This is a genomic window from Rugamonas violacea, from assembly GCF_016461825.1.
Taxonomy (GTDB): Bacteria; Pseudomonadota; Gammaproteobacteria; order Burkholderiales; family Burkholderiaceae_D; genus Rugamonas.
On record NZ_JAEMNU010000173.1, the window covers coordinates 1 to 3910 of the forward strand.

Here is a 3910-nt window from a genome sequence, read left to right on the forward strand (position 1 = left end):
ATCGCCGTCCATGCTTGCTCCCGTTTAAATTGAAAGGGCAAGCATGGCGAAATCAGGGCCAGGCCACAAGATTGTGGTTCATGGATCGCTTACGAAGTAGCGGCTATGACGGGATTCTGGCGCCATCCGCACGAAATTTAGCTGGAAGCAATTTGATTATTTTTCCAAAGGAAAACAAATGAGCGCAATAGATGTACTGAGAGATGAGTATCCAGGTGACGACGCATGGCAACGATTTGTTGAGGTTTTTCGCCCAGCTTGGGGCTTATGGCAAGAAAAAGATTTGTACACCTCTAGATTGGGCGACGAGGAGGTTGCCATCGTATTGACGGCGTCACTTGGTGTACACGCAGTCGATTGGTTTAACAATCCTTGCGGTGCATTAGATACGCATGTACCTATTGATGTCTTGAGAAGTAGCCCCTCAGGAATGCAGATCATAAGATCACTACTGATGCGGATGCCGCGCTAATAATTTTTTCAGTGTCCCGTCCGCACTACGGACAGATGATTTTTAAGCCCACGCGGACGCAATTTTTGATAAAATTCGCGCGGTTTTCAAAAGAAACCTTGGCAATAAAGCAGTAAATCAGGAACGTGTCGCAAAAAAATCAAGCAACTGTGCCAACCCAGCACGAGCGTTCCCACGGACACCGTCAATGTCCGTCCGATCTTTAACAATTCGAGCATTCCCGGCGGTGGCTAATGGCGCAACACCACGGCCTTAAGCCGTCCGTCCCACGCGCAAAACGCGCGCACCGATCTTGGCCCCGCCTTGAACGGATCAACACCACACCAGACTTGATGAGGCGTACGTCCGCCAAGATGCTGATGCGAACGAACGACGTTGTACCAAAATTGAAAGCTCGGCAGCGATCGAGCAAGATGCAGCTCGTCCCTTATCATGTGGCCGCGCAGGTGCATTTTGAACGTGCCGAACAAGCGTTCAATGTAGCCGTTCTCCCAAGGCCTGGCGGGACGCGAATAGGTGTCCAGTCCCGTCTGTTCATAAACGCGTTTCACAAATAGATCGGGCTTCTGACGTTGCCATTCTTTGAGGGCCTGGATCGGTGTTTTTGAGCCGATAGCGCGCTGTGGTATGTGGTGGTTGTACAGCTTGAGGTAGTTGTGCAGCGTCTTCTCCAAGTCGGCTTGGCTGTCGAAGCGGGTTTGCTGCAAAAGCTCATTGATGCGACCATTGAAGCGCTCGACCATGCCATTGGTTTGTGGATGACGGGGCGGCGCCAAGCGATGTTCGATGCCCATGCCGGCACAGACTTTGTCGAACACATGTAGGCCGCTGGGTTTCTTCTCTTTGCTCGTGAAGCGATCCGTGAACTGCGAGCCATTGTCGGTCAGGATCTTGCTGATTTTGATGGGCGAAGCGTCCTTGAGGCGGCGCAGGAAATCGATGCTGCTGGTGTCGCTCATGTCATGATAAATGTGCAGGAAGACCCAGCGTGTGGCGCGATCAATCGCCACGAACAAATAACGGCGTGACGTCTCGTCGGGCATATGGGGCAGGTATTTGATGTCGATGTGGACAAAGCCCGGCTCGTAGTCTTTGAAGGTCTTCTTGGCCTGGATCACGTCCCCTTCCGCTTTGGGGATGACATCTTCCAGTCGGGCCATACCTTCGCGCTTGAGCAAGCGTGCTAGGCCAGAGCGCGACACGTCGGCATTGATGTATTGCTGGGTGATGTAAAGTAGGTCGTCGAGTGGCAGATACAGCGTTTGGCGTAGCGACAGCACAATGGCTTCCTGGCCAGTGCTCAAGGTCGTATGCAAGGTGTGGGCGCGATGGGATCGGTCTTGGACATCGTCACGCTTGAGCCACTTGGCGGCCGTGGCGCGTGTGATGTTGAACACCTTGGCCGCCTCGCGGTCGGAAAGCCCGGAGTCCTTGATTTCTTGGCGAATTTTCGGGGTGGTGCGGGCTTGCGGATGAATGACCTTCAGCTGGGCCGGCGTGGCGAGGGCGGCGGTGAGCGCCGGGGTGCAGTCGGGCGTGGGGGAGGGCGATTTCGGGGGCGGCTGGGCGCGCGACGGTGCAACCGAGCAATTCGGCATGGGCTTCGTCCGTGGCGGCTTGGCCGGGCTGGCCGGCAGCCTGACAACCGATTTGCTGATCCCCGGGAAGCAGAACTGGATCGGGATCGGCATCGGCGCGCAGCTGTCGAAGCCGGCACGGCGTTCTTGATCGAGCTCAAGAAGTTAAATCCCGGTGAAGAATAAGTGCGACTTCGGCGTGCCCTTATCCCCGTAAAACCCTTGCCAGCGCATGGTTTGCCCCGTGCCGGCTATGCTGCGGACGGCAGGTCTGGTATGCTTACGCCTTCTAAAATTCTTATGACGACCACACCGTGAGTAATATGAATGAGGAACGCGTCTTAAGCGTTCACCACTGGACCGACCGTTTGTTCTCTTTCACCACCACGCGCGATCCGGCGTTGCGGTTCTCCAACGGCCACTTTACGATGATCGGCCTGCGTGTCGAAGGCAAGCCGCTGTTGCGCGCCTACAGCATTGTCAGCGCCAACTACGAAGACCATTTGGAGTTTCTGAGCATCAAAGTGCCGGAAGGTCCGCTGACCTCGCGTCTGCAACACATCAAGGTGGGCGACACCGTCATCGTCGGCCGCAAGCCGACCGGCACCCTGGTGGCCGACTACCTGCTGCCGGGTAAGCGCCTGTATCTGCTGTCGACCGGCACCGGCCTGGCGCCGTTCATGAGCATCGTGCGCGACCCGGACGTGTATGAAAAGTTCGACCAGATCATCCTGGTCCACGGCGTGCGTCAAGTCGACGAGCTGGCCTACCACGACCTGCTGGTCGAGCATTTGCCGAACCACGAGTTCCTCGGCGACATGGTCACCAGCAAGCTGCGCTACTACCCGACCGTGACCCGCGAAGCCTACCGCAACACCGGCCGCGTCACCGATCTGATGGCCAGCGGCAAGCTGTTCGAGGACCTCGGCGTGCCGCCGCTGGACCCGGCCGTCGACCGCATGATGATTTGCGGCAGCGCCGCGATGCTGAAAGAACTGAAAGAAATGTTCGAAGCGCGCGGCTTCAAGGAAGGCAACACCTCGACCCCCGGCGACTTCGTCATCGAACGCGCCTTCGCCGAGAAGTAATTCCTTTCCGCAGCATCCCAGCCCGGCGGCCGCGCGCCGCCGGGTCTGTTCTTCCCCACCGGCGTTCGCCATCCATCCCCCCTCAGTTACCAAGCAGCAAGCGGTTGCCGCGCGTCTGCCCACGCTCTGTTTTTCGCAGCAATTGATCAGTCTCACGCACTTGCAATAATACAAAAGTTTATATATTGACAAATATCAAGCCATCATGATATTTTGAAATTGATCGATTTCTCGATCGATTAGTCATACGCCGATTTTTTATTAACCAATGTGCATAAACAAGGGGCTGTAATGGGGAAAAATTTGATTGTGCTGATGTTCGCCGGTGTGATGTTGTCGACCACTGCGAGTGCCCAAAGTTTGATCACCGCCGAGGCCTTGCAAGCCGGAGCCGGCACGGCCGACACCGTGCTGGTTTCCAATCCCGGAAAAGAGGGCTTGTTCTTTTATGACGCCGCCGATAGTCTGAGCGCGCACAACGGCGGCACCGTGATCGTCAACAGCGCCGGACGTCGTTACAAGCGTTTGTATAGCGGTGCCCTGAATGCAAAATGGTTCGGCCTGAAAGAGGGCGCAACAGTGAATAATTCGGCGGCAATCAACGCCGCCTTGGCTGTGGTGAAAAACAATCAGGAGCTGTTGATTGAAGCCGGCGATTACTATTTTGGCGCCCCTATCGTCATAGGTTTATACACAAGTCACCCAGCTTCGTCGCGTAGCGCCTTAATCGTGAGCGCAGCCACGCGCACATCCTGAATGCCCTGCCAGATCGT

Annotated in this window: 5 protein-coding genes and 1 pseudogene; 4 read left to right on the forward strand and 2 right to left on the reverse strand. The window is 56.0% G+C overall.

All coding sequences use genetic code 11. From position 1 onward, the window contains the following. A partial coding sequence (locus H7U20_RS29970) for an RES family NAD+ phosphorylase (protein WP_199762790.1) occupies nucleotides 1–182 on the forward strand: 182 nt, incomplete at its 5' end. Next, complete coding sequence (locus tag H7U20_RS29975) at nucleotides 179–472, forward strand: antitoxin Xre/MbcA/ParS toxin-binding domain-containing protein (protein ID WP_199762791.1); 294 nt, start codon at nucleotides 179–181, stop codon at nucleotides 470–472. The genes H7U20_RS29970 and H7U20_RS29975, both read left to right, overlap by 4 nt. Nucleotides 473–702: 230 nt before the next feature. On the opposite strand, the gene H7U20_RS30615 is transcribed toward H7U20_RS29975, so the two are convergent. Then, a complete protein-coding gene (locus H7U20_RS30615) occupies nucleotides 703–996 on the reverse strand; it encodes a transposase (protein WP_255522901.1) in 294 nt (97 codons plus the stop codon). Next, a pseudogene (locus H7U20_RS29980) lies at nucleotides 991–1959 on the reverse strand (IS481 family transposase); the annotation flags it as partial. The gene H7U20_RS30615 and the pseudogene H7U20_RS29980, both read right to left, overlap by 6 nt. A gap of 404 nt (nucleotides 1960–2363) precedes the next feature. Between H7U20_RS29980 and H7U20_RS29985 the strand changes: the two are divergent. Then, a complete protein-coding gene (locus tag H7U20_RS29985; RefSeq protein ID WP_199762793.1) occupies nucleotides 2364–3137 on the forward strand; it encodes a ferredoxin--NADP reductase in 774 nt (257 codons plus the stop codon). A 291-nt stretch (nucleotides 3138–3428) separates the two neighbouring features. Further along, on the forward strand, nucleotides 3429–3893 hold the full coding sequence (locus H7U20_RS29990; protein ID WP_199762794.1) for a hypothetical protein: 465 nt from the start codon (nucleotides 3429–3431) through the stop codon (nucleotides 3891–3893). Nucleotides 3894–3910 lie beyond the last annotated feature (17 nt).

Coding starts and splice junctions, on each gene's coding strand:
- H7U20_RS29975 (WP_199762791.1), top strand. CDS start 179: ATGAGCGCAATAGATGTACTGAGAGATGAGTATCCAGGTGACGACGCA.
- H7U20_RS29990 (WP_199762794.1), top strand. CDS start 3,429: ATGGGGAAAAATTTGATTGTGCTGATGTTCGCCGGTGTGATGTTGTCG.